This is a genomic window from Paenibacillus segetis, from assembly GCF_014639155.1.
Taxonomy (GTDB): Bacteria; Bacillota; Bacilli; order Paenibacillales; family Paenibacillaceae; genus Fontibacillus; species Fontibacillus segetis.
The window spans coordinates 1,942,119-1,965,288 of the sequence record NZ_BMFT01000001.1 but is presented as its reverse complement, the minus strand read 5'-3'; the positions used below and the strand labels follow the sequence as shown (position 1 = coordinate 1,965,288).

The following is a 23,170-nucleotide window of genomic DNA, read 5'->3' as shown; positions in this document are numbered from 1 at the left end:
TTGTACATGGCAAGACTGTTTCTCTAGACCCACTCGAATAATGTTATATATAATAATGATCCTAGAAATAATTACTATGGACCAGGCTGGAGGATCATCTTAAATGGAATTAACAAATAAACGTTCAAATTTTGCAATTTTGATCAGCCTGATAAGTAATGTCGCATTAACAGCAATTAAACTAGTTATCGGACTACTTTTTAATAGCCAGGTACTTATTGCGGACGGAGTTCATAATGCTGGAGATGTATTTGCATCAGCTGCCGCTTTGGTATCGATGAGAATATCAAAGCGACCACCGGATAAAGATCACCCCTATGGTCATGGAAAAGCAGAAGTGATTGGAGCTGGGATCGTCGCGATCGTCTTAGTATTGGCGAGTATCTTCATGGGGTATCACTCTATACTGGCCTTGACGGAACAACCCCATAAGTCATCTGTACTCGTTCTTATCGCAGCTGGTATCTCATTAATATGGAAGTTTTGGCTTTATATTTATACTATGCGAGTTGGGAAAAAATCTAATAGTAGTGGACTCATCGCAACTGCTTATGATCATTTAGCTGATGTCTATGCCTCTCTCGCAGCGGTTATCGGAATCATCCTAGCAATGATGGGCGAACATTATAACATTCAAATACTGAAGTATGGCGACCCTCTAGCAGGAATTATAGTAGCTTATTTTGTCCTCAAATTGGCAATTCATATTGGACGGAGCTCAGTTGATGTACTAATGGAGAAGAATATTGACGAGGAAAGAATGGGCGAGATATTGCAGTTAATCCGTTCTATTCCGGAAGTGAAGAGAATTGACCGTATTAGAGCTAGAGAACATGGTCACTATTTAATTGTCGATGTCAGGGTAGGAATTTCGGCAGATTTAACTATTCAAGATGGTCATGATATTTCCAAAAAAATTAAAGAGGCTGTAAGAGACTTAAATCCTCTGGTAGAAGAAGTTTTAGTTCATTTAAACCCTTGGTACGAAAATGAATAGGTGAAAAGACTACTTCACGCAATTGCTTTAGGGTAAAAGAAGAGGGGGCACTAGCAAAAAGTAATCCAATCCTTCTTCGTTAAGGTTGCGCGGTTTCGGGTCCCAGGACTATTTAGCATATGCCAAGCTGTATACTGTTCCGCATATGGATTACTAGCCGACATACCGTCAACAGGAATCACAACATCAAATCCGCGGAATGCAGCGCTGGTGGAAGTGTGAAGGACGGCACCATTTGCAGCATAACCAGTAATGATAACAGTTTTTATACAATGTTCGTGTAAAATATTTTCTAAATCCGTCCTGTAGAATTTATCAACATTAGATTTTACAACAAAGTCATGTTGAGAAGGTCTTAGCTGAAGGGCAATATCAGCAACATTTCCTGTATGTGTAAGACTATAGACAACTAACATTCCATGTTCACGCGCTTTCGCCAATAGTTCATTAATCTTAGAGATAGAAGCTATACAACGATAATTATTGCATATAGAATTCTCCATATCTAAGATTAGAAACGCGCTAGTACATGGGTCAATACAGATTGCTGCTAACTCGGGCGCAGGTGGGGCGATGACGGTACTCCATTCGTCAATGATTGTACGATCTTTGCGCCAATTCCCACATATGGGGCAACGATAGATCATAATAACCCTCCTTGATGGTTCATTACATATAGCCTATGTCGCGCATTAATAAAGGTGAAATATCACGAATGTTAATGCTGTTAATCAAAATCGGTCTGCAGACGTTTCCACTACATGGCCGACCGCTCCCGGTAAATTTGGCGTGTTTGAGGATACATAACGCATATACGATTTCGAACGGCCACTTTAATCCCACCGCCGCTATCTATGTGATTGGTAGCCCCTTAAGATAAGTTGAACCAAGAACAAGTTTCATCGAATAACCCGATAGGCATTGCTATTCCTTCCTACGAAACCACCTCTCCATCCGCAAAAAAGGTATATAAATTTATCACGCAATTGTTCACACAAAATGTTGCCTATATATAAGCTGAAGTCATTTCAATAGTTGAACTGTTTTGTTATAAAGCTTTTGAGCATTATCTTTATCAAAAGTTGTCATTGCTAGACTAACTTCTTTTCTCTGTTTGTAAGCAGATAGAGAGGAGATAGGTGGATTCTCCAACAACTCAATAATCGGTACAATTGCTTCTTCTACAGGTTTACCTATTGTTTTATAAATCAACTTCATGATGTTCTTCATCAAAGGATTTTCAATTGCTTCAAAGGTTCCAGAGGTTTGGACAGCCCAAGGGTTGAAGAGAATATATTTAATTTTTCCAACAACATTATTGTGCGCAAAGCCAACACCTAGCAGATCGTTTAATCGGCTTCCATGATACTTTACATTTGCACCCTTGTAGTTACTTTTGTTCTGGATATCATGTAAGTTAACCGTTCCATTCATTCCAGGTGCACAAACATTAAGAATAACAGGATAGTCAGCCTTCTCCAAAATCTCTGTTAAGCCATAACTAAGTACAAATCTGCTCAAATAAGCTAACCCAAAATTAAATTCAAATCCTTCTTCAGTTTCCGAATATTCTGTTCTAGTCTTGTGATTGGTTGCACAAAAAACAACCCTATCTAAACAAGAGAACCGATTTTTCACTTCTTCTATAATGCGCTTGTTTTCTTTAACTAGACTAAGATTCGCTTGCATAAAAACAGCTCGTTCCTCTGCTCCTAACTGTCTAGCCTCATTTAAGAAAAGTTCTCCTTTAATAGTTGAACTACCGATAACGATTACACGGTCGCCTTTTTTTAAAAAGTGAGTAGCGATCCCTTTTCCGATTCCATCTGTTCCACCTGTTACAAGCATTGTTTTCATAGTTATTCTCCTCATTTCGTGATACATTAAACAAACACGTGTTGCTTTAATAAAAATACATCGAATATCTAAACGAAACAACCAACAATGAGGTAGGGAATGTTGCGATAACAACAAAATTGAGAAATTGTTAAAGGAGAGAATGAAGTGGGGACAAAAGTAAGGAATATACGTATGACCCAAACTAAGCAGTCTTTGATTAATGCTTTTGTTAATCTAGTGAATGAAAAGGATTTTGATAAAATCACAGTTGCTGATTTAACAAAAGGGGCTCAAGTGAATCGTGCTACGTTTTACGCGCACTTTAATGATAAGTACGAAATGTTGGACTATATTGTTGATCAATCTGCTTCGACAGTCATCGAAAACCGCACATTAGGTGTTGTGAAATTCGATAAAGAAAGTATACATGCGCTCGTTCTAGCCGTATGCGACTATCATCAACAACCGAATTTTCAATGTCGTACCAGTTATTTAAGTCTAATCCCGCAATTGAAGAACAAAATGTTAGTTGAGTTAAAAAGATATTTATCGAAAAGTTTAGATAACATATGTACAGACGTAGAGAAGAATTTTTACGCACCGATTTACGCCAACATTATTCTTGAGGCTGGTTATTTATGGGCTTTTGATAAATCATCATTAGACAAAGAGACTATAGCCACGAAAATATCATTATTAATTTTAGAAGATACAAGTAGAGAAGAGTAATATAAAATGGCCGCTGTGAACCGATTTTGAGTCGTTTAGTTCTAATCAAGAACCTCTAAAATGCAATGGGCATAAGCTGATAATATATGTTACTTCGAGAGGATGTCTGGTATATGTATCCTTATCAGCAAGATATTCATCATTTCCCTTATCCAGCTTATAGTTGTATGCCCCGCAGTTATTATGAGTCTCCTTATTATGAAGGAGGGTGGTTCTGGAACAACGGTACTCTCAAATCGGATGAAAGCTACCGTTTACCCACAGAGCAACAGCTTACCTTCGTGCTTGTGCATGGTTCATGGGCTGATGCCCATTTCTGGGACGGCGTAGCGGAGGTGCTACGTAGTCAAGGGCATATCGTCTATACGCCGGAGTACGCAGGTCACGGTAATGATCCGAACAAAAATGTCACGCATGCGATGATCACAAAGTCCGTCGTTGATTTTATAACGAGACACAATCTACACAACATTGTTCTCGTCGGGCACAGCTTCGGTGGGAGTGTAATCCAAAAGGTTGCAGAACAGATACCGGATCGCATCAAGCGACTCGTCTTCTGGGACGCTTTCGTACTGAAAGATGGGGAATCTGTTGCCGACGAGTTACCGCCTCAAACGAGACAAGGATTCGAGCAACTTAGGGCCAGCTCGAAGGATGATACGATCATGCTTCCGTTTACATTGTTTCGGGATTTGTTCGTCAATACGGCCACATTGGAGGAAGCCCGATGGATGTATACAAGCGTTACTCCGGAACCTGCTGGACCGCTTTTCGAGAAGCTGGATCTCAAAGTCTTCTATGAGTTGCCTATACCGAAAGGTTATGTATACTTCTACCAAGATGGCGTATTGCCACAAGGGGAGGGATTCGGCTGGAATCCACATATGTCCACACGACTCGGTCAGTTCCGCCTTATCGTCGGCGATGGGGACCACTTTACGGATACTCGCACAAGGCCGGGCATGGTGGCGCAGAAGATTTACGAAGCTGGCCGGGATTGATGGCTGTTATTATTTAAAAGATTCCTTGACCAAACACTTAATACCTCGTAGCCATACTACGGGGTATTTCTCATAGACTATGAAAGCTGTATAAACAGTGGCTTTTTTTAATCTTACGCAATCAAAAATTTACAAATCTTACTTGTCAAGCAAAGTGTATCATGATATCCTGCAAAAAGAGGAGATGATCAGATGTTTAACAAAGAATCATTTCAACCCGTTCAAACGACTAAGTTAGTTGACGATGTTGTAAATCAAATACAACAAAAAATTTCAACAGGAATCATCTTACCAGGAGACAAATTGCCACCGGAACCAGAATTAATGCAATTATTCAATGTAGGTCGATCAACTATACGAGAAGCAATTCGTGTGTTGGTTCATGCTGGACTAGTGGAGAAGAAGCAGGGTTTTGGCACTTATTTAAAATCCAACCCTATTATTCAAGAACCACTTACCCATCGTTTACATCGTGCGGAACTAATTGAGGTCTTTGAAGCTCGAAAAATGATTGAATTAGAAATCTCGCGATTGGCAGCTCTACGGCATGACGACACAGATTTAACTAACATGAGACAACATTTGGATACAAGAAAGATGGCACTAGAGCAGAATGATCGTGAACTGTATGCCAAGTCGGATATAGAATTTCACATGGCGATAGCAATTGCAAGTAAAAATGCTGTGATTATTGACCTATATAGGACATTTTCTCATGCATTATCAGATGCGATGAGTAAATTAAACCATAATTACAGTTCCCATGATCCACAATCCTATTCCCATGAACAAGTATATGAATCTATTAAAAATGGTGATTCAGATCAAGCGGTAAAATGGACTCTGGATATTTTGAATGGAACACTCTCTGAGTTATAAACTAAATAAAACCAAAAACTGCGGATTGAAATGGAGGGAACTTTGACATGATTATATCACTCAAAAATGTATCATGGCGTCGCGATACGACGATGATCTTGCGCGATATGAATTGGGAAGTGAAACAAGGGCAACATTGGTGCATCGTCGGTCTGAACGGATCAGGCAAGACGACGATGCTGAACGTCGTGAACGGCTATATCTGGCCGACGACGGGGCAGGTTGAAGTGCTGGACCATCGCTTCGGCGACGTGGATCTGCGGGAGTTACGCAAACGAATCGGTTGGGTCAGCACCTCCTTACAACAGAAGCTATACGGCCATCAGACTGCACTGACCATCGTCCTCAGCGGCAAATTCGCGACCATCGGTCTGTATGACAAGACGAATGAAGAGGATCTGAAGCAAGCCGAGGAATTGATGGATTTTCTAGGCTGCTCTGCCTTGGTAACTCGTACATACGATACCTTGTCGCAAGGACAACGTCAGAAAGTCCTCATTGCACGAGCACTAATGGCCAATCCGGATCTATTAATCCTTGATGAGCCATGTACGGGACTTGATATTTTCGCCCGCGAACAGCTGCTGCAGATGATTGAGAAGATTACGAAGCAGCCCGGCGGGCCAACCTTACTATATGTGACGCATCATATCGAAGAGATAACGCCATGCTTCACGCATACACTGTTGGTGAAGAATGGTGAAATCTTCAAAGCGGATGAAACGGCGAACTGCTTGCAGTCGGATGTGTTGAGTGATTTCTTCGATACTTCTGTTGAAGTACAGGAACATCATAACCGCAAGTGGCTTATACTTGCCGGCGATAACTAGGATACGACGTTGCCCGAAACAACCTATACCAACACAAAAGCTGCCAAGTAATCACTGGGCAGCTTTTGTGTTGGTAATAAACTATATAAATTGATAGAGTCCCAGGGCAGTTATAAATAAAGTAGTGAGATTGAACTCATGGATAAATGTGACTATATTTGAGTTAAGTACCCGTATTTCCAAACATATCGCATGGATATATGTGATATTTCTGCAGAATTCTATCCGATAATGCAATATGAAGGGGATTGGGTACGGTTGTATGGTCATCTCTATTTAAATCGTCTAATTGTGAGATTTATATGGGAGGCCTTCTTCCGCAATGATACGATAATTTGCCAACACTGTGATAATTGTTATAAACTGTTTTCTATCTATTCTTGTCCTTGAACAAGAAAAATTTATTTGAAACGGGGAAAGTTAATGAATCACACGAGACAACAAAAATCAAATAAGATGAGGATAATCTCAAAAGTATTTTTGATTATTATTGGCGCACTTATAGCTGCTTATGGTCTAGAAGCAGTATTAATACCTAACAGCGTCTCAGACGGTGGTGTGACAGGCCTAAGTATCGTAGGCTCAAAACTGTTTGGAATACCGTTAGGGCTACTAATTGCCGTAATAAACATCCCTTTTATTTGGTTAGGATATAAGCAAATTGGTAAAAGCTTTGCTGTGTATTCAGTTATCGGAATAGCCTCACTTGCCATTGGCACTAGTGTTATGCACCATGTACCAACGATTATTCAAGGTGATACATTGTTAGTTACCGTTGTTGGTGGGATTATCATCGGTTTTGGTATGGGGTTAGCATTGCGTAATGGTGGAGCAATAGATGGGATCGATATGTTAGCTGTACTACTTTCACGTAAATTACCTTTTGGGACGAGTGATCTAATCTTATTCCTAAACATGTTTGTCTTTATTGTTGTTTCAACAGTATTTGGTCTACAGGGGGCTATTCTATCAGCACTCGCTTATTTTATTGCCTCTAAAGTAATTCATATTGTTGAAGAAGGTTTGAGCGGATCTAAAACCTTTAAAATCATCACGAATCAACCGGAAATCATGGTAGAAACCATTCGTGACCGATTAGGTCGTGGGGCAACCTATACAGATGCTTACGGCGGCTACTCAAATGAACATTTCAAAGAAATCACTTGCGTAATAAACCGTCTTGAAGAAAGCAAAATAAAAGAAATAATTCATGAAATTGACCCTAATGCCTTTGTTGTAGTATATGATGTAGCAGAAGTTAAAGGTGGTAATTTCAGAAAGCATAATATTCACTAATTACATCATAACGCGTTGGTTGAGAAGATAATCCTTCTCTCGCCAACGCGTTTTTTGTTTACTTTGATGGAAAGGAAGGCTATCATTTACATTGATAACTAACAGATTAGGAGACAAGCAGAGTGGAGAAACGTTCAGGGAAATTCAATAAAGTATATGCCATGCAACTGGCTACCGTATTTCTTGGTTTTGTCATATTCGGTTTATCAGAAAATATAAAAGGACCAGCAATTCCACGTATTCAGTTTGAGTTTATGATCAATGAATCACAATTAGGTACTTTATTGTCCTTAAATGCGCTAGGATATCTAATTGCTTGTTCTTTTACGGCATACTTAACAAAAATATGGGGGATTAAGAGTGTAACCATTATAGCTTTTGCATCGATGGCGCTTTCGGGAGTATTCATTTTCTTCTCCCAATATTATGCCATGTTTTCCGCATCTTATTTCTTAATGTATATTGGAAACGGAATGCTGGAAATTGGGTTAGCAATCTTAGGTGCCCGTATCTTCGTGAAGAACACAGGGACAATGATGAACCTATCTCATGGATTTTATGGCCTCAGTTCGACGGCAGCACCACTTATTGCAACAGGTTTGATGAAGATGACGATCAATGGATATACCCTGGATTGGCGAGGGATGTATCTCATCGTGCTTCTATTATCATTAATACCCATTATATTAGTCCTGTTCAGTACTTTTCCAGGGGATGACATTACACACGAAGATCGCTTGCCTATTACAACATTGCTTCGAGATCCCGTTTTGTGGCTCATGGTCTTAGTTCTATCATTTGGTGTTGTATCGGAGTTAGCTGTAGGTGGTTGGCTTGTTAATTTTTTAGAAAAAGCATATGGATGGGATACAGTTTCTGCTTCAGGTATGTTATCTGCTTTTTTCTTATGCTTTGCGCTTGCACGGATATTACTTGGACCATTAACAGACAAATTTGGTTTTACTTTATCATTGGTTGTATTCTCAGGGATCTCAGCGGTATGTACTTTTGCAGCGATTCTAGGGGGAGAAGATCTAGCCTTCTTATTCGCTGCAGCCGGTGTAGGAATAGCTATGATTTATCCAACCGTCATGGCTTTTATTGCTAGAAGATACCCAAAAGGGAGTGATACTGCAATAACTATTACAGTAACTCTCATGGGAATTGGTAGTGTAATTGGTAACTATCTGATCGGGGGAGTTATCGAATTCACTAAGGGCATATTCGGAGATAACTCTCAGCTAGGCCTACTTCGTGGACTACAAGTTGGGTATGGAGTTATAGGTTTATGCGCAGCTTTGAGTTCAATTACGGGAATTATACTGTTTTTTCATCTATTTAGACGTAAAGAAGTTATATAAGATAGGGTACGATGTGAATTATGATAGTGGATAAACAAAAAAGAACCTGAGAAATTTTCTCAGGTTCTTATATATTGCTTAAAAACAGACACAATGATATACTCAGATCACGAGTTTAAAGATATTAATGTGCATAGTTAATGCATCTTATATTATTAATATATCACATCAAGCAAATTCTTGTCAAATATTTTTTCGCAATTTATTAGTTAGGAGAGATATGGAATGAGTTCTTTGGTTCTCGATTTTCAGGAAATGGATAAAACGAAGCTTTTGCTTGTTGGCGGGAAAGGGTTAAATTTAGGAGAAATATCAAAAATTGAAGGAATACAAGTGCCCGAAGGATTTTGTGTTACAACCGTGGGATATCAAAAAGCGATCGTACAAAACGAGACGTATCATACTTTATTGGATCAACTAAACATGCTAACAGTAGAAGATCGAGATCAAATTGGTGAAATCAGCGGGAAGATCAGGCATATCATAATGGAAGTTGAAATTCCTTCCGATGTTGTAACTGCAGTTACTCATTACCTCTCCCAGTTTGGTGATGAACATGCTTATGCTGTGCGTTCTAGTGCGACAGCTGAAGATTTACCACATGCCTCTTTTGCTGGTCAACAAGACACCTATTTAAATATCATCGGTGTCGATGCAATCTTGGAGCATATCAGCAAATGTTGGGCTTCCCTATTTACGGATCGTGCGGTAATCTACCGTATGCAAAATGGATTTGACCACAGTCAAGTTTATTTATCCGTTATCGTTCAAAGAATGATCTTCCCGCAGGCATCAGGAATTTTATTTACTGCTGATCCAATTACCTCCAGCCGAAAGTTACTATCTATCGATGCCAGCTTTGGACTTGGAGAAGCGTTGGTCTCAGGCTTGGTATCTGCAGATTGTTATAAAGTACAGGACGAGGAAATCGTCGATAAGATGATAGCAACCAAACAATTGGCGATCTATGGACGGAAAGAGGGCGGAACAGAGGCCCATCAGATCGATCCTGATCAGCAAAAGATTCCAACACTAACGGAACAACAAATTTTCCAACTGGCACGCATCGGAAGACAGATTGAAGCCCATTTCGGCCAGCCACAAGATATCGAATGGTGTTTGGCCCATGATACCTTTTATATTGTCCAGAGTCGGCCAATCACGACTTTATACCCGATCCCTGAAGCGAATGATCAGGACAATCACGTTTATGTATCTGTCGGTCATCAACAAATGATGACGGATCCTATGAAACCATTAGGACTGTCTTTTTACCTGCTAACGACTCCAGCACCTATGCGTAAAGCTGGTGGAAGGTTGTTTGTTGATATTGCACCTAGGCTGGCCACACCAGTCGGCAGGGAAACTTTATTAAATACTCTGGGATCCGATCCGCTCATAAAAGGCGCACTCATGACCATCATAGAGCGAGATTTTATAAAATTGATACCAAATGATCAAACAGCACCGATTCCGGGCAGAAGTAATACAGATATGCTGGAACAATTCGAGAACGATCCGTCCCTCGTTACGGATTTAATGAAGCGTAGTCGAACATCGATAGAAGAATTAAAACAAAACATCCAAACGAAATCAGGAGCAGATTTATTTGATTTTATTCTGGAAGATCTCCAAGAATTAAAGAAGATCTTATTTGACCCACAAAGTACAAAGGTTTTTATGTCCGCTATGAATGCCTCTGCATGGATCAATGAAAAAATGTACGAGTGGTTAGGTGAAAAAAACGCAGCAGATACGCTTACTCAATCAGTAGCAAACAACATTACTTCGGAAATGGGTCTGGCGCTACTCGATGTCGCAGATGTGATTCGTCCTTATCCGGAAGTAATTGATTATTTACAACATGTTAAAGATGAACATTTTTGGGATGACCTGGTGAAGTTGGATGGTGGACAGGAAACTCAGGACGCTATCTATGCTTATCTGGATAAATTCGGTATGCGATGTGCCGGTGAAATCGATATTTCGAGAACTCGTTGGAGTGAAAAACCAATTACACTTGTCCCGTTAATTCTGGGTAACATCAAAAACTTTGAGCCGAATGCTGGCAATCGGAAATTTGAGCAAGGGCTACGGGAAGCTTTAGAAAAACAACAAGAGTTATTAGATCGATTGAAGCAATTAGAGGATGGTGAACAAAAAGCTGAAGAGACAAAACGAGTGATCAGTTTAATCCGGAATTTCATCGGTTATCGTGAATATCCAAAATACGGCATGATTAATCGCTATTTCGTATATAAGCAGGCTTTAATGAAAGAAGCCGAACAACTAGTACAAGCGTGCGTTATACATGACAAAGAAGATATATACTATCTCACTTTTGAAGAACTTCACGAAGTCGTGCGTACTAATAAACTAGATTACCAGATTATCAGCAAACGAAAAAACGAGTACAAATATTATGAAAAACTAACTCCACCACGTGTTATCACTTCTGATGGTGAGATCATTACAGGGAAGTATCAACGAGACAATCTCCCAACCGAAGCAATTATAGGCCTACCTGTTTCTTCCGGAGTGATAGAGGGTAGAGCACGCATTATCTTAAAGATGGAAGATGCTGATCTGGAAGATGGAGATATATTAGTCACCGTCTTTACTGACCCTAGCTGGACACCATTGTTTGTATCCATAAAAGGCCTAGTTACCGAAGTTGGTGGACTAATGACCCATGGCGCAGTTATCGCACGTGAATATGGCATACCTACAGTTGTCGGTGTGGAAAATGCTACTACACTGATACAAGATGGGCAACGAATTCGCGTGAATGGAACAGAAGGGTATATTGAAATATTGTAATGTTTGAGTACGTTTATGGGCAGAATAAGGATAATCTTCCTTGTAAACCTTCTACAACTTCTTCTGGCACTTCTCTGAACTTGATATCCGCACCTAAGAAAAGTAGCCAATTCGTTTTTTCGGTTAATTCTTCTGAATGATTAACATTGATAAATGTCTTTAGAATTGCTGTGGTTTGGTAAGGATTCGTATAGGAAATCGAAACATTGATTGGATGGTATTTTTTGTACTGGGCAATCGCCTTTGGGCCAAGTTCAAGGACAAGGTTGATTACTTCTTCCTGCTTACTTATTTGTTCTAAAATCTTTTTCTTGCTTACTCTTTTTTTCGTAGGGTATGGTTCGACATCGGTGAGATCATCGACCGTAAAAATCCGTCTCTTTTCTTCATTTAAATCAAAGCCTTCGATTAGCCAAACGCTTTTTTCGCGATAAAGGTGTAGGAGAAAAATAGGATAAGACTTTATTACTTTTTCTTCTTGGATGGTAACCAATAAATAGCTATCCAACAGAAGAATTTGGATGAGTTTTTCTAACATAGGATGGGGGAGGTCTGACAGGTCCAACAGATCGGGATTATTCGGGTTGGTCCCTTCAAAAAGCAATATTTGATTCAAAAGAACAAGGTCATCTTGCTGGTTCTCTGAAATGAGACCTAGTAATTTTTCAGCTAAAGACTGACGGCTCTTTAGATAAGGAAGTTGTTGATTTCTGGTGGCCATAAAGGCAATAAACAGAGCCTTAATCTCATTATCAGTAAAGCGAACAGTGGGCAGGACAGAGTTGTTCATGACAAAATAACCCCCATCCCTCCCAACTTCAGCGACAAGCGGCATCCCCATGGCTTCAATTTCTCTGATATCTCTAATAGCTGTCGAACGAGAGATATTAAATTCTTGCATGATTTCAGTAATTGTAAAGTGGGCACGGTTGTTGATATACCGCATAATGATATTTATCCGTTCAACTTTTTTCATAAGAGCCCCCTAAACAGTATCATTTTTTGACATGATTTAAGGCTATTATAAACCTATCAAATGAAAAGACAAATCATTTGGTTAATTTAAAAGAGGGTAGGTTTTGAATATGGCAAATTATACACTTGAGGAAAAAGACAGCTTTAACGTTTTAGGTATTGGAACTGAACTGAAGAGCCATTATACAGACTTTGCCGGCATCAACAAAGAAAAGGCAGAATTTTGGTCAGCTGTCGCACAAGATGGTACACTTGACACTTTAAAAGACTTAGCCACAAATGATTATATTTTTGCCGTGAACGAAGCGGTGAATGGCAAGATGATGCATTATGCTGGCGTCATGACAGAGGAATCGTTACCAGAAGCAACGAGAATTATTCAATTCCCTAAGGGGGAATACATCGTTGTTAAAGGAGAAGCGAAGACGGCTGATGAGCTCGGTAATCAGCTTGCCGGCATAGCCTTTGGACAAGTCTTACCAGAAGCAAAGGATTTTGCCTATGTTGGTGGGCCAAATACAACCGTTGAGATGGGGCAACGAGATGGGCTAGTATTTGGTGAAATGTGGATACCTGTAGTTAGAAAATAAAGAGATGAGCGAATGCTCCTGGAGGAATGAAAATGTCCTATACCGTTGATTTTAAAAATGTGTCTACTATTGGTTTAGAATCTTCACCAGTAGCTGAAGCACTTGCTGGTTTGCGTGCGAATGAAGCACGTTACTTTATGAACAAATACAAGCATGAATTTACGGTTGTACCTGCTACCGAAAGCCAGGAGACCCTTGATTATGTGAACCGAATTTTGAAAGAAGAACGTGATATTGAGTTTGCGGCCAAACCTTTAGAAACGTCGCGTTTCCAAGTGGAGAACATTCAATTTGCATATGTCTTTTATGAAGATGGTCTTGGACTCAATGTCATGTATACGGTTGATGACCCTAAGAAGCGGGCCGTTGGTTTTAAGCTTTCCGAGGGGATGGAAGTACCTAAAGAGTTAGAAGAAAAGAAGTTCAAGTTTGCAAGGCAAAAGTCTAAATTAGCTGGAACAATTCGAGGCTCGTTTTTTGTAATTAAAAAAGAATATTAAAGATTATCAACTGACAATATGATTTAACAACATCTTCAGAGCTGCGATTTTTCGCAGCTCTTTTGTACATTCAACCATGCGATATCTATTCGAGTTGCCTGATTTTTCTGGTCGACCTCTTTTTTATATGGTCGTGAAGTACCATATTAATTGTCTTTTGGGTTACTTCATTACTACTTTCTTCCTGTTCCTTTAAACCTATTACTGTTATTATGTAAAAATAACAGAAGAGGCGAGGAACATAGGCATGGCTAAAAAATTAAATATCATTTTATCATTTCTATTAGTAATCATCATATCGTTCTGCTGCGGCGTATATTTCTCGGAAGACTTGGGTTACAATCGAAGTGCATCAACTACAGTCAAGGCAGAGCAAACTTTAGCTGGTGATGGTGATGATGCTGAGCAAATGAAAGGTACAGTAAATAAAGCATCCAACGAAAATGACGAAGAAGATGAAGCAATATCCGCGGATGATATTCAAAGTGGTGACGACCCGCCCTCTGACGAACCGGAAGTTACCCAAGTGAACGCTGAGAATCGTATCAGCGAACCTAGTGAATTCAAATTCGGCGTCAATTCCGTGAACGGTATCACTTTGAGTTGGTGGGTCACTAATTTGACAGACAAAACGATCAACTACTATACGGTGAAACTCAGCACTTTTAATCCTGTAGGAGATCCTTCGTATGACGAACATAGCGGTGACAGCTCCTTCAATATTCGTTATGTAGGACCGATCAATCCCGGGGAAGAATTCGGTGTGTTCAGTCGTTTCACCTATCAAGCTACTTTGGATTCAATTCGTATCGACGAGGTTGAACTGGAATATGCGGACGGTACCGTAGAAAGCATCATCTATAACCGTACGACTACGGACGATAGCGGACTCAATAGTAAATAATGAAGTACATAATATTCAAATAGTAGAAAAGTCGCGAAAATCGCGACTTTTTTTGTTTTAACGACATAAGTTCTTGTAAGTAGCTGAAAATATGAACTTATCTCTAATATTACTAGGGAAGGAGATGTAATAATATTCTTTTGGTTATTTTTCTTTGAAGCTAATTCAGAGGTCTACCATAATAGCCACTTTATCTTGTGCATGATTTTTTTGTGATATGTTCTATTGCTTTTTGTATATCATATGTCTAATGACACAAATGTGATCGATAAATATAAAAGTTGTAATCTGAGCTTACTGATTAAGTTAAACGCTTTATTAGTAGTAGGCAGCATTTTGGATAGAAATGCAGTACACAATCAACACTAACCGTGTGATGAAAAAACGTCTGCTATCAATTAAGGCAATATTGGTTTTGAAAAAAGTCTCGATAAGCAATATACTTAGCAATAGTTATTCTTCAATAGAGGAGAAATTTAAATGGAAGTCGATGATTCAAAACAAATTATATTACAAGTCGGCGCTGCCCTAAAAAAATTTAGAAAAGAAAAAAACATGAGCCTAGAAGAGTTAGCGGATTTGACTGATGTAAGTAAACTCACGCTTGGAAATATTGAGCGTGGCGAAACAAATCCAACAATAGGTATTATATGGAAAATTTCAAAAGGCGTATCTTTACCGTTTATGGCCTTGTTCAAATCCGAAGATCCTGTATGTCTATACCGAGCAGGTGAGGGGCTGCGGTTTACTAGTGATCAAAAGAATTGGGTTGTAGAACCAATCTTTAAAAACGCAAGTTATGAATTTGAAATGTATCGTGCTTATTTACAACCAAATAGCTCGTACCACCCTGAAGGTCATCATATGAATACAACTGAAATTGCGACAGTAATGACAGGTGCCGTTGAAATTCATGTTAATGGAGAGGTCTACTTATTGAATCAATATGATTCGATCAGTTTCCGTGCAGATAGTCCACATTCCTATACTAATCATACGGATAGCGAAGCTGTGCTCCATATTTCATTAAAATATGGAATGTAATATTCGAATAATTTGCTGATATATTCTTAAATACAACAAAGAAATCCATGTTACATGGGAATTTCTTGTTGTATTTTTTTTGATTTTTGAAAAGTAATAATTCAAGATATTACGACCTCAATACTTGGTATGGTATAAAGTACTTATTGTTAAATAAAATATATTATAATATACTATTTTTATTCGCGCGAAAATTGTATTCAATCGTCTGGAAACAAATAGACGATTGATCTTGGAAGGAGAAATTTGAATGCCAAATCAAATAGGAAAAAACCAGGAAAAACAAGCTGTTCCATCATCTACGTGGCTGATAATTCTAGGCATTATTGTTATTGCGGCTAATTTACGTGCTCCCTTAACCTCGGTCGGTCCTTTAGTTAGTTTCATTAGGGATGACGTTCATATTTCAAATACGTTAGCAGGCCTGATTACTACGGTGCCATTACTTGCTTTTGCTTTATTATCGCCTCTTGTTCCAAAATTAGGACGAAAATATGGAGTGGAACCCGTCATTGGTATTGCCCTTATATTTTTAACTGTTGGTATTGTATTACGTTCTTTATCTGGGGCAGCAAATCTGTATATTGGGACAGCGATACTTGGATTTGCAATTGCAGTGTGTAATGTATTATTGCCAAGTCTAATCAAACGGGATTTTCCAAATAAAATTGGCTCCATGACAGGTGTATATTCTATCTCAATGAATTTATGTGGAGCGATCGCTTCGGGAATCAGTGTACCACTAGCAGTTGGTGCAGGTTTAAAATGGCAAGGTGCATTGGGAATCTGGGGTATTCTAAGCTTTTTATCAATTCTCAGTTGGTTACCGCAACTAAGAAATCGATCAAAACAAGTATCCACCACTGGTAACAAACAACCAATCAACAATGATGTAAATGTTTGGCGTTCGTCCCTAGCTTGGCAAGTAACCTTATTTATGGGTCTACAATCCATGATATTCTATGTGCTGATTGCATGGTTACCTGAAATATTAAAACAGCAAGGAATTGATTCAAGTCAATCAGGATGGTATCTCTCGATTATGCAACTAGCGCTGCTTCCATTTACCTTTATTGTCCCCGTTATTGCAGGGCGCATGTCTAACCAACGGTCGTTAGTGGCCATCACCACCATTTTGCTTTTGACGGGAACACTCGGACTACTTTATGGAAGTTCCAAAATAATTCTGATATGGATCATAATACTCGGAATTGGTGGAGGCTTCGCCTTTGGTTTGTCCATGATGTTTTTCGGCTTGCGTACAGAAAATGCCCATCAGGCTGCTGAACTGTCTGGAATGGCTCAATCGATCGGATATCTCCTCGCAGCAATTGGTCCTGCGTTGATTGGATATCTGCATGATGCGACAAATAGTTGGACCCTGCCACTCCTCATATTACTTGGCGCTTCTGTATTACTATTTATATTTGGTATTGGTGCAGCAAGGAACCAATTTGTGGGTGCACCTAAAAAGTAACTATGGCTTACAAAAGAAAAGGATGATCTACGCACAAAGTGAGGTTTGACCACAAAATATACATTTTGCTCGCATGAACAACGCATAGGCTGAAGCTGCTCATCACATAATACTACTTGAGGAAACAGTGGTTTTCTCAAACCGTTCGGATAATTGCCGATTCTCACGACATGAGGAGGTGTAATGTGATGAACAAGCAGAATAATGCGAAACATAGCTCCAAGCAAGTAAAAAAGAAAAATGGTGTTCCAAATCTTAATGCGGAATTTGCGGCAGAAACAGGCGCTGCTGTAGTTGGTGCAGATGCAATAGCCTCTAAAGGAACATCCCAAAAGGCAGAGCAATAGACTGTTGAATTATGTTTGCTTTGATACAACAAGAGATCGGACCGCCCGTACAGACTGGTAAGAATCAAGAAAGAAGTACCGGAGAATATTAAATAGGACAACAATCCGGAACAAAGATATTTTGACAACAGAATGAGCATAAGACCACTGAGGTATGTGATGTGGTCTTTTTTTATTGATTAAATTAACTTATATTCATTCGGATTTTAAACAATGAAAAGCAATCCACTACTTTTTATTGCGTAGTAGACTGCCTTCATTTGTTTTGATTATTAGAGTTAGTCATTTACTTTCTGAATCTGAAAAGATACCCTCTTACAATTCTTCTTAATTTAAGAAGATGATTGTGAAGAAGATTGGATGGACGATTGAACTTGACTTATCATTGTTTGTGCTTGCGCTACTTCTGCTGATGCTTGCTTTAGAACTTCTTCGCACAGTAGTGGGTCTGCCGCCGATTGTTCAATTGCTTGACTAATGAGACTTTTAGCAAGTGTTGTTGATACTTCTGCCTTTTTCAACAGGTTTGGATCAATTTGTTGTGCCATTAGAACCTCCAAAATTAATAAATTTGTACTAAACAACTGTTATATCGTTTTCTAATACAGGAGATATTATGTACGGGGAATACTACTTAAAAGAGATGAAAATAATGGAAGACAGCATCAATCTTGATCGGTAGCATTCCACTAGCGGAAGTATAGTTGAAAAAGGAACTTGAATTTAAATCTCGGTTATCTAATGTAATCGGATAGCTGAAATTTAATAACAGACAGGAGTTAGATACGATGATAAAAGGTTTTGGAGGAATATTTTGGAGAACTAAAAATCTTGAAGTTATAAAAAAATGGTACAGTGAAGTGTTGAAGATTGAAATAGAAAATTGGAATGGGACTGTGATAAAACCCCAATTAGGAAATGAGATTATTTTTTCCTTCTTTACCGAGAATGACAGTTATTTTCCAACAGAACAACAAGTGATGTTAAATTTCCAAGTACATAATCTAAACGAGACTATTAAGCATCTTGAACATATTGGTGTACCTTTTGCAAAGGAAAAAGAGAATAGTGAATTTGGAAAGTTTATTTGGATTGAAGATCCTGATGGTCGACTGGTCGAGCTTTGGGAGAAATAACGAGTTGTAAATCATTTGCTATTGTACTAAGGGACACTATAGCTTAACAATCACCGGGACGAGTCTGCTGGCTAAGATCAGTAGCCTCGTCGAGCTAACGAGCAGGATAACGCAACAAATGTTTCCAATTTTCTTGTTGAAAATGTAAAATCCGTGTCAGAGATAAATCCATTGACAAAACATCTACTACGTGTTACTTTATAGCGGTAGTAAGTATCACTGGATACCAGTCATACAGAATAGCAAGGAGTGATTGTTCTGGAAAACCTAACTGAAATGCTCAAAGGCGTGCTCGAGGGTTGTGTCCTTGAAATTATAAGCCGCGAAGAAACCTACGGCTACGAAATCACGCGGCGGCTGAACGCCCTCGGTTTCACGGATGTTGTGGAGGGAACGGTGTACACCATTCTGATCCGACTTGAAAAAAACAAGTTGGTGGAGATCACCAAGAAGCCCTCCGACATGGGACCGCCGCGAAAGTTCTTCGCGATCAACGACGCGGGGCGCGAGGAGCTGCGGAAGTTCTGGGGAAAATGGGAGTTCGTATCATCAAAAATGAACGAGTTAAAGGAGAGAAAAGAATGAATTTTTGGGAAAAAATCACCGGCAACGACATGACTAAGGAAATGAAAAGGTTTGAATCGCGATCCAAAAAGTTGCCGGCTGATTATCAAGTCGCATGGGAAAAAATTAACTCTAATATTTGGATGTACTCGGATTTCACCGGTCGAAACCTCATGCCGATTCTTGACGGCGTGCTTGGCCTACTCGAAGAAACGGCGGCGGACGGCCAGAGTGTTCAAGAGGTTTTGGGTGACGATATCAAAGGCTTCTGTTCAGCGCTAGCCGGCGAAGAAGGGGCAAAGTCTTATCGCGACAAGTGGCGCGAGCAACTCAACAATAATATCGCTAAAAAATTAGGTAAATAGGAGGATAAAATGAGAATACAAGATATCATCCAAGGCAAAAAAGAATGGCGAGCACACGTGGCGCGTGTCAAAGCGCTCCCGCAAGATTATCAGATTGTTTATAAAGAGATTCAAAAATATCTCTTTAAGGTAGGCCCTGTTGAGCTAACCGAAGGGACGGGTTTGCTCTCGGGTATTATCGATCTATTTGAAGAGGGCGCGGCTTTGGGTAAAGGCGTGCTCGAAGTGACGGGCAGTGACGTAGCGGCTTTCAGCGACGATCTAATCAAAGATTCCAAAACTTATGCTGACCTCTATCAAGAATCTGTTAACCAAGAAGTTAACAAGGCCATGAAGAAGGTTACGAAGAAATCAAAAAAAGGGGAGGATCGGGATGAAAAAAGCAATTGAAGTGAAAGGTCTGCGAAAGTCTTTCAAGAACACGGAAGTCCTAAAGGGCGTCGATTTTGAAGTGAAGCGAGGTGAGATTTTCGCACTGCTTGGCTCTAATGGCGCGGGTAAGACGACGATTATCAGAATCCTCACCACGTTGCTCAAACAGGACGGAGGCACTGCTACCGTAAACGGGTTTGATGTCGCGTCAAAACCTGAGAATGTGCGGCAAGCGATCAGTCTGACCGGGCAATTCGCCGCCGTGGACGAGATATTGACTGGACGGGAAAATCTGATCATGATTGCCAAGCTGAGGCATCTGGATCATCCGCGTCAAGTTGCGGAAGATTTGCTGAAACGTTTCAGCTTAACTGACGCGGCCGACCGTAAGCCATCTACTTATTCGGGTGGTATGCGCCGTAGGCTCGACATAGCCTTGAGCCTTGTGGGAAAACCGCAGATCATTTTCCTCGACGAGCCAACCACCGGGCTTGACCCCGAGGCACGTATCGAGGTTTGGAAGATTGTAAGAGAGCTTGCCACCGGTGGCACGACGGTATTCTTGACCACGCAGCATTTAGAGGAAGCCGAGCAGCTTGCCGACCAAATTGCTATTCTGCACGAGGGCAGAATTATCACCAGCGGCACGCTCGCGGAACTGAAAAAGCTGTTTCCATCGGCAAAGGTGGAGTATGTTGAAAAACAGCCAACATTGGAGGAAATATTCCTCGCAATCATCGGTAAAAAGGAGGCCATGTAAATGGAGGCGGCAAAAAAACATTTTTTCAGCGACTTGAGCGTTATGCTTGGACGTTCCATGCGCCATATTTTCCGCAGTATGGACACCATCTTCACGGTCTGTATTACTCCGATTGCAATGATGCTGTTGTTCGTCTATGTATTTGGCGGCGCAATCAAAACCGGTACGGATAACTATGTGAACTACCTGTTACCTGGCATATTGCTTATGGCTATTGCCAGCGGGGTGGCCTATGTGGCTTACCGCCTGTTCTTGGATAAGCAACGGGGTATCATTGAGCGGTTCCACTCCATGCCGATTGCGCGTTCCACTGTGCTGTGGGGACACGTGCTGACCTCGGTGGTATCCAACGTCATTACTATTGTCGTCATCATTCTTGTAGCGCTTATTATGGGCTTTCGCTCTTCGGCAGGGGTACTGTCATGGCTTGCCGTAGCAGGTATACTCGTACTGTTTACGCTGGCTTTGACTTGGATCGCGGCCATTTCCGGACTGTCCGGAAAAACGATAGAAGGTGCAAGCGCCTTTTCCTATCCGTTAATCTTCCTGCCATTCATCAGTTCTGCCTTTGTACCGACCGAGACGATGCCGTCAGTCGTACGCGCCTTTGCCGAAAACCAGCCAGTGACGTCTATCGTAGAGACCATCCGTGCACTATTGTCAAATCAACCGGTTGGCAATGAAATCTGGGTCGCTTTAGCGTGGTGCTTAGGGATAATGATCGTCGCATATCTATTCGCGATGCGCGCATACAATCGGAATGCGGCTTAATGTTTGTATGAACTATAATTAAAGTTGTCAACAAAAATATCAAGTTTAGGGCCATCCAAATTGTCGAAGCGCTAGCTACACCAGATTTGCTCGTTGAAATCAAGGCTGTCGCAGTGAAGTGATGTTCTATTACGAGAGTTCAATCAAATAAGGAGCAGTTTGCCACAGCAGCTGCTCCTTGTTATCGTTAAGCTAACGGACAGTTATGCATTGTTGACCATATTTTATCATTTTCCACAAAATCGTATTATGAAGTTGGAGGTGTAGTTAAATAAGAAAACAGTTAGTTCCCTTCTTTACGCTTATTGCATTGTTACTTATTCCGGCTGTTATTGGATTAAACTATTATTATGGAGATAAAAACGATCCGTATGTCCACTACGTAAATAAAGATGAAAGAGCAATTACGAGGACCATTACTGACCCAGATGAACTTGCAAAATATGCGAAAGAAAACGGATTATCGACCATACCAACTAAAGTAGAAACGGAATATGACGGATCTAAATGACAATCTAACAGAGTTGATCATATGGGGTTGGAGCCTTATTCGTTCAACTACCATGAAAGAACGGGTCAACTTTCATGCTCTGTGGTGCATTGCAGAGGATGCATGGATGGCTAACGGGCAGATTAGTGCAATAAGAAAAAGGGGGGGGATTTTTTGTTAAAGATGTTACGATTTATTTTATCACCAGTTATTATTATAATTGCTGCTTATGGACTCATAACAAAGAATTCTGAGTTTCAATCACTTATGATATTACTTTTGGGTTTAATGATGTTGGTGATGGGGTTAGAGGAATTTCAAAAAGAGCGAAAAACATATGGTTGGCTTCTGGTTGTTGTCTTCCTGTTTTCAATATTTGTATCAGTACAGGGCTTTTTGTTGAACTAACGGGACACTTTACGTTTGTGAAATAAAGTGATTAAACCCTTCCATTTCAAGAGAACCTAGATCTAATAGGTTTATATAATTGGGAGGGTTTCGCTATGTACCTGAGTGAATTATGAAAGCTGTATGAAGTTGATAAACGGATTCAGGGATTCAGTCCGTACACATTAAAAGCCTACTCATTGCAATTGAAAATGCTGGTTGGCGAATTAGGTGATCTTGAGATTGAGGAAATCACTTTGCTAGAGCTTAAGGAATATTTAGCTAGACAATCCGGACGATTAAAGCCAAGCAGCTTAGGACATCGTATCAGATTTGTGCGCTCCCTTTTTCGCTTTGCGTATGAAGAAGGTTACCTTACGAAGAATCCCTCTCTTAAATTGAGGGAGCCAAAGATGGATAAACGCATTCCGAAGTTTCTTATAGAAGAGGATGTGATTCATCTTAAGATTTCCTGTCTATCACATCGAGAACGAGCTTTGTTGGAATTTTTATATAGTTCTGGCTGCCGTGTTGGAGAGGTACAGAAAATAAACATTGAAGATCTTAACTGGGAAAATTGTTCAGCGATTGTAAATGGCAAGGGATCCAAACAAAGAGAAGTTTACTTTACTACCGAATGCAAGGTGTGGTTAAAAAAAATACTTAAATTGTCGCGAAGATTCCTGTAAAGCACTATTTGTAACGGAAACACATCCTACCCGCCGAATGTCAATAC

The 23,170-nt window shown here is 40.0% G+C and carries 26 protein-coding genes; 22 read left to right on the top strand and 4 right to left on the bottom strand.

The features are described 5' to 3' along the window. Window positions 1-103: 103 nt before the first annotated feature. Window positions 104-997, top strand: a complete 894-nt coding sequence (locus IEW05_RS09110; protein WP_188537917.1) for a cation diffusion facilitator family transporter — start codon at window positions 104-106, stop codon at window positions 995-997. 50 nt (window positions 998-1,047) lie between these two features. Here IEW05_RS09110 and IEW05_RS09105 read toward each other — a convergent pair whose 3' ends face one another. Beyond that, window positions 1,048-1,644 (bottom strand): cysteine hydrolase family protein, encoded by a 597-nt coding sequence (locus IEW05_RS09105; RefSeq protein WP_188537915.1) that lies wholly within the window; start codon window positions 1,642-1,644, stop codon window positions 1,048-1,050. A 376-nt stretch (window positions 1,645-2,020) separates the two neighbouring features. Next, a complete protein-coding gene (locus IEW05_RS09100; RefSeq protein WP_188537913.1) occupies window positions 2,021-2,854 on the bottom strand; it encodes an SDR family NAD(P)-dependent oxidoreductase in 834 nt (277 codons plus the stop codon). A 147-nt stretch (window positions 2,855-3,001) separates the two neighbouring features. On the opposite strand from IEW05_RS09100, the gene IEW05_RS09095 reads away from it, so the two are divergent. From IEW05_RS09095 to ppsA, 7 genes are all read left to right on the top strand, one after another. Then, entirely contained in the window at window positions 3,002-3,565 is a 564-nt protein-coding gene (locus tag IEW05_RS09095) for a TetR/AcrR family transcriptional regulator (protein WP_188537911.1), read from the top strand. 86 nt (window positions 3,566-3,651) lie between these two features. Next, window positions 3,652-4,566, top strand: a complete 915-nt coding sequence (locus IEW05_RS09090; protein ID WP_229753314.1) for an alpha/beta fold hydrolase — start codon at window positions 3,652-3,654, stop codon at window positions 4,564-4,566. Between the two features lie 192 nt (window positions 4,567-4,758). Continuing rightward, window positions 4,759-5,445: a FadR/GntR family transcriptional regulator gene (locus IEW05_RS09085; protein WP_188537907.1), complete on the top strand. Its 687-nt coding sequence runs from the start codon at window positions 4,759-4,761 to the stop codon at window positions 5,443-5,445. 47 nt (window positions 5,446-5,492) lie between these two features. Beyond that, the gene (locus IEW05_RS09080) at window positions 5,493-6,275 is read left to right on the top strand and encodes an ABC transporter ATP-binding protein (protein WP_188537905.1); all 783 of its coding nucleotides are present in this window, start codon (window positions 5,493-5,495) and stop codon (window positions 6,273-6,275) included. A gap of 423 nt (window positions 6,276-6,698) precedes the next feature. Beyond that, entirely contained in the window at window positions 6,699-7,571 is an 873-nt protein-coding gene (locus IEW05_RS09075; protein WP_188537903.1) for a YitT family protein, read from the top strand. A gap of 122 nt (window positions 7,572-7,693) precedes the next feature. Further along, entirely contained in the window at window positions 7,694-8,932 is a 1,239-nt protein-coding gene (locus IEW05_RS09070; protein ID WP_229753313.1) for an MFS transporter, read from the top strand. A 225-nt stretch (window positions 8,933-9,157) separates the two neighbouring features. Next, window positions 9,158-11,752 carry a phosphoenolpyruvate synthase gene (gene ppsA, locus IEW05_RS09065; RefSeq protein WP_188537901.1) on the top strand — a complete coding sequence of 865 codons (2,595 nt, stop codon included), beginning with the start codon at window positions 9,158-9,160 and terminating at the stop codon, window positions 11,750-11,752. A gap of 13 nt (window positions 11,753-11,765) precedes the next feature. Here ppsA and IEW05_RS09060 read toward each other — a convergent pair whose 3' ends face one another. Further along, the gene (locus tag IEW05_RS09060) at window positions 11,766-12,728 is read right to left on the bottom strand and encodes a helix-turn-helix transcriptional regulator (RefSeq protein ID WP_188537899.1); all 963 of its coding nucleotides are present in this window, start codon (window positions 12,726-12,728) and stop codon (window positions 11,766-11,768) included. Between the two features lie 109 nt (window positions 12,729-12,837). On the opposite strand from IEW05_RS09060, the gene IEW05_RS09055 reads away from it, so the two are divergent. The 6 genes from IEW05_RS09055 (at window position 12,838) to IEW05_RS09030 (ending at window position 17,589) form a co-directional block, all read left to right on the top strand. Then, on the top strand, window positions 12,838-13,317 hold the full coding sequence (locus IEW05_RS09055) for a GyrI-like domain-containing protein (protein WP_188537897.1): 480 nt from the start codon (window positions 12,838-12,840) through the stop codon (window positions 13,315-13,317). Between the two features lie 32 nt (window positions 13,318-13,349). After that, entirely contained in the window at window positions 13,350-13,817 is a 468-nt protein-coding gene (locus IEW05_RS09050; RefSeq protein WP_188537895.1) for a DUF8821 family protein, read from the top strand. Window positions 13,818-14,064: 247 nt separating this feature from the next. Continuing rightward, window positions 14,065-14,721, top strand: coding sequence for a hypothetical protein (locus IEW05_RS09045; protein ID WP_188537893.1), 657 nt, complete (start codon window positions 14,065-14,067; stop codon window positions 14,719-14,721). Between the two features lie 480 nt (window positions 14,722-15,201). Then, window positions 15,202-15,765, top strand: coding sequence for a helix-turn-helix domain-containing protein (locus IEW05_RS09040; RefSeq protein ID WP_188537891.1), 564 nt, complete (start codon window positions 15,202-15,204; stop codon window positions 15,763-15,765). A 250-nt stretch (window positions 15,766-16,015) separates the two neighbouring features. After that, window positions 16,016-17,242: a CynX/NimT family MFS transporter gene (locus IEW05_RS09035; RefSeq protein ID WP_188537888.1), complete on the top strand. Its 1,227-nt coding sequence runs from the start codon at window positions 16,016-16,018 to the stop codon at window positions 17,240-17,242. Between the two features lie 188 nt (window positions 17,243-17,430). Beyond that, on the top strand, window positions 17,431-17,589 hold the full coding sequence (locus tag IEW05_RS09030; protein ID WP_188537886.1) for a hypothetical protein: 159 nt from the start codon (window positions 17,431-17,433) through the stop codon (window positions 17,587-17,589). 332 nt (window positions 17,590-17,921) lie between these two features. Here IEW05_RS09030 and IEW05_RS09025 read toward each other — a convergent pair whose 3' ends face one another. After that, a complete protein-coding gene (locus tag IEW05_RS09025; RefSeq protein ID WP_188537884.1) occupies window positions 17,922-18,137 on the bottom strand; it encodes a hypothetical protein in 216 nt (71 codons plus the stop codon). Window positions 18,138-18,377: 240 nt separating this feature from the next. Here IEW05_RS09025 and IEW05_RS09020 point away from each other — a divergent pair, with 240 nt between their 5' ends. The 8 genes from IEW05_RS09020 to IEW05_RS26005 all read left to right on the top strand — a co-directional run bounded on the left by IEW05_RS09020 (window position 18,378) and on the right by IEW05_RS26005 (window position 23,123). Then, window positions 18,378-18,725: a VOC family protein gene (locus IEW05_RS09020; protein ID WP_188537882.1), complete on the top strand. Its 348-nt coding sequence runs from the start codon at window positions 18,378-18,380 to the stop codon at window positions 18,723-18,725. Between the two features lie 276 nt (window positions 18,726-19,001). Next, window positions 19,002-19,310 carry a PadR family transcriptional regulator gene (locus IEW05_RS09015; protein ID WP_280175229.1) on the top strand — a complete coding sequence of 103 codons (309 nt, stop codon included), beginning with the start codon at window positions 19,002-19,004 and terminating at the stop codon, window positions 19,308-19,310. Then, entirely contained in the window at window positions 19,307-19,654 is a 348-nt protein-coding gene (locus IEW05_RS09010) for a DUF1048 domain-containing protein (RefSeq protein ID WP_188537880.1), read from the top strand. The genes IEW05_RS09015 and IEW05_RS09010 overlap by 4 nt, the downstream gene beginning before the upstream one ends. 9 nt (window positions 19,655-19,663) lie before the next feature. Next, a complete protein-coding gene (locus IEW05_RS09005; RefSeq protein ID WP_188537879.1) occupies window positions 19,664-20,044 on the top strand; it encodes a DUF1048 domain-containing protein in 381 nt (126 codons plus the stop codon). Beyond that, window positions 20,028-20,786: an ABC transporter ATP-binding protein gene (locus IEW05_RS09000; RefSeq protein ID WP_188537877.1), complete on the top strand. Its 759-nt coding sequence runs from the start codon at window positions 20,028-20,030 to the stop codon at window positions 20,784-20,786. The genes IEW05_RS09005 and IEW05_RS09000 overlap by 17 nt, the downstream gene beginning before the upstream one ends. Next, window positions 20,787-21,557: an ABC transporter permease gene (locus IEW05_RS08995; protein ID WP_188537875.1), complete on the top strand. Its 771-nt coding sequence runs from the start codon at window positions 20,787-20,789 to the stop codon at window positions 21,555-21,557. Window positions 21,558-22,230: 673 nt separating this feature from the next. Further along, the gene (locus IEW05_RS08990; RefSeq protein WP_188540792.1) at window positions 22,231-22,455 is read left to right on the top strand and encodes a DUF3953 domain-containing protein; all 225 of its coding nucleotides are present in this window, start codon (window positions 22,231-22,233) and stop codon (window positions 22,453-22,455) included. Window positions 22,456-22,646: 191 nt separating this feature from the next. Next, window positions 22,647-23,123, top strand: a complete 477-nt coding sequence (locus IEW05_RS26005) for a tyrosine-type recombinase/integrase (RefSeq protein WP_308420423.1) — start codon at window positions 22,647-22,649, stop codon at window positions 23,121-23,123. The last annotated feature ends 47 nt before the right edge of the window (window positions 23,124-23,170 follow it).

Coding starts and splice junctions, on each gene's coding strand:
- IEW05_RS09040 (WP_188537891.1), top strand. CDS start 15,202: ATGGAAGTCGATGATTCAAAACAAATTATATTACAAGTCGGCGCTGCC.
- IEW05_RS09015 (WP_280175229.1), top strand. CDS start 19,002: ATGCTCAAAGGCGTGCTCGAGGGTTGTGTCCTTGAAATTATAAGCCGC.
- IEW05_RS09075 (WP_188537903.1), top strand. CDS start 6,699: ATGAATCACACGAGACAACAAAAATCAAATAAGATGAGGATAATCTCA.
- IEW05_RS09090 (WP_229753314.1), top strand. CDS start 3,652: ATGTTACTTCGAGAGGATGTCTGGTATATGTATCCTTATCAGCAAGAT.
- IEW05_RS08995 (WP_188537875.1), top strand. CDS start 20,787: ATGGAGGCGGCAAAAAAACATTTTTTCAGCGACTTGAGCGTTATGCTT.
- IEW05_RS09080 (WP_188537905.1), top strand. CDS start 5,493: ATGATTATATCACTCAAAAATGTATCATGGCGTCGCGATACGACGATG.
- IEW05_RS09010 (WP_188537880.1), top strand. CDS start 19,307: ATGAATTTTTGGGAAAAAATCACCGGCAACGACATGACTAAGGAAATG.
- IEW05_RS09020 (WP_188537882.1), top strand. CDS start 18,378: ATGATAAAAGGTTTTGGAGGAATATTTTGGAGAACTAAAAATCTTGAA.
- IEW05_RS08990 (WP_188540792.1), top strand. CDS start 22,231: ATGTTACGATTTATTTTATCACCAGTTATTATTATAATTGCTGCTTAT.
- IEW05_RS09110 (WP_188537917.1), top strand. CDS start 104: ATGGAATTAACAAATAAACGTTCAAATTTTGCAATTTTGATCAGCCTG.
- IEW05_RS09060 (WP_188537899.1), bottom strand. CDS start 12,728: ATGAAAAAAGTTGAACGGATAAATATCATTATGCGGTATATCAACAAC.
- IEW05_RS09025 (WP_188537884.1), bottom strand. CDS start 18,137: ATGGCACAACAAATTGATCCAAACCTGTTGAAAAAGGCAGAAGTATCA.
- IEW05_RS09055 (WP_188537897.1), top strand. CDS start 12,838: ATGGCAAATTATACACTTGAGGAAAAAGACAGCTTTAACGTTTTAGGT.
- IEW05_RS09045 (WP_188537893.1), top strand. CDS start 14,065: ATGGCTAAAAAATTAAATATCATTTTATCATTTCTATTAGTAATCATC.
- IEW05_RS09000 (WP_188537877.1), top strand. CDS start 20,028: ATGAAAAAAGCAATTGAAGTGAAAGGTCTGCGAAAGTCTTTCAAGAAC.
- IEW05_RS09005 (WP_188537879.1), top strand. CDS start 19,664: ATGAGAATACAAGATATCATCCAAGGCAAAAAAGAATGGCGAGCACAC.
- ppsA (WP_188537901.1), top strand. CDS start 9,158: ATGAGTTCTTTGGTTCTCGATTTTCAGGAAATGGATAAAACGAAGCTT.
- IEW05_RS09105 (WP_188537915.1), bottom strand. CDS start 1,644: ATGATCTATCGTTGCCCCATATGTGGGAATTGGCGCAAAGATCGTACA.
- IEW05_RS09100 (WP_188537913.1), bottom strand. CDS start 2,854: ATGAAAACAATGCTTGTAACAGGTGGAACAGATGGAATCGGAAAAGGG.
- IEW05_RS09085 (WP_188537907.1), top strand. CDS start 4,759: ATGTTTAACAAAGAATCATTTCAACCCGTTCAAACGACTAAGTTAGTT.
- IEW05_RS09035 (WP_188537888.1), top strand. CDS start 16,016: ATGCCAAATCAAATAGGAAAAAACCAGGAAAAACAAGCTGTTCCATCA.
- IEW05_RS09030 (WP_188537886.1), top strand. CDS start 17,431: ATGAACAAGCAGAATAATGCGAAACATAGCTCCAAGCAAGTAAAAAAG.
- IEW05_RS26005 (WP_308420423.1), top strand. CDS start 22,647: ATGCTGGTTGGCGAATTAGGTGATCTTGAGATTGAGGAAATCACTTTG.
- IEW05_RS09050 (WP_188537895.1), top strand. CDS start 13,350: ATGTCCTATACCGTTGATTTTAAAAATGTGTCTACTATTGGTTTAGAA.